Source organism: Yersinia pekkanenii (genome assembly GCF_001152565.1).
GTDB classification, from domain to species: Bacteria; Pseudomonadota; Gammaproteobacteria; order Enterobacterales; family Enterobacteriaceae; genus Yersinia; species Yersinia pekkanenii.
In genome coordinates this window covers 1-799 of record NZ_CQAZ01000190.1, presented here as the reverse complement: position 1 = coordinate 799, position 799 = coordinate 1, and the positions used below count along the sequence as shown (strand labels likewise).

Here is a 799-nt window from a genome sequence, read left to right as displayed (position 1 = left end):
CCCGACGGGGCGAAGCCAATGCGCTGCGCAAAGGGACATCAAAAATTCATCGGCGTTATGCGCCAGCACTGACCTGTACCGTTCCACGCGGCATGGCGTCAAAGGTCGTTGCACGTCTTAGTAGTCACAACTGGCACCGTAATCACGAACTGATAGAGCTACGTCGTCAGGGTTATGTGCCGTACACCAAACGTAATGATCCGCACTTTTTGCCAAAGCCCATGCGTATCTCCGCACGGTCGGAAAGCTGTGAAGCGATGACGGCGCTCTCGATGGCACTGGCGGCGAATTGTGACTACAACCCGGACAGTGACTATCCATTCGAAATCATGGCTCCGTTTGAGCAAATTGCGGCCTCGATGGGGATGTTGCATGTTTATGATAACGGCCGCAAAGCTTACGACAGTCCTTTGCATGCGTTATCCGTGCAAGAACAACTGGGCTACGTGATAGCGCTTCACGGTAAAGATACTGACAGTGGCCAGAACAAGCCGCTGCGGTTATGGCTGACTGAAAAGTTCTTTATTTCCCGTGGCATTGCTGTTGAAGAGATCCGTCATTGGCTTGGCCAGTTCAAAACATGGGCGATAAAAAACGGTTTAACGGAAAGTTTGCGTAAGAAATACGAACGGCACCTGCTGCGTGTTGAGCGTATTGGTATTGACCTGAAAGACAAACCCTCCTTACGGAATCGTTTGAAACAAATCAAACGTTGGGTTGTTAGCCCTGATCTGGCAAAAGAGAAACAAGAGAAAGTGGCTCTGCTGGAAGGTCGCCTGGCTGAAATCAACCGTGATAA

Annotated in this window: 1 protein-coding gene; it reads left to right on the top strand. The window is 50.4% G+C overall.

All coding sequences use genetic code 11. The features are described 5' to 3' along the window. The coding region (locus AEP37_RS26840; protein ID WP_049615672.1) for a hypothetical protein at positions 1–799 on the top strand (799 nt) is incomplete at both ends.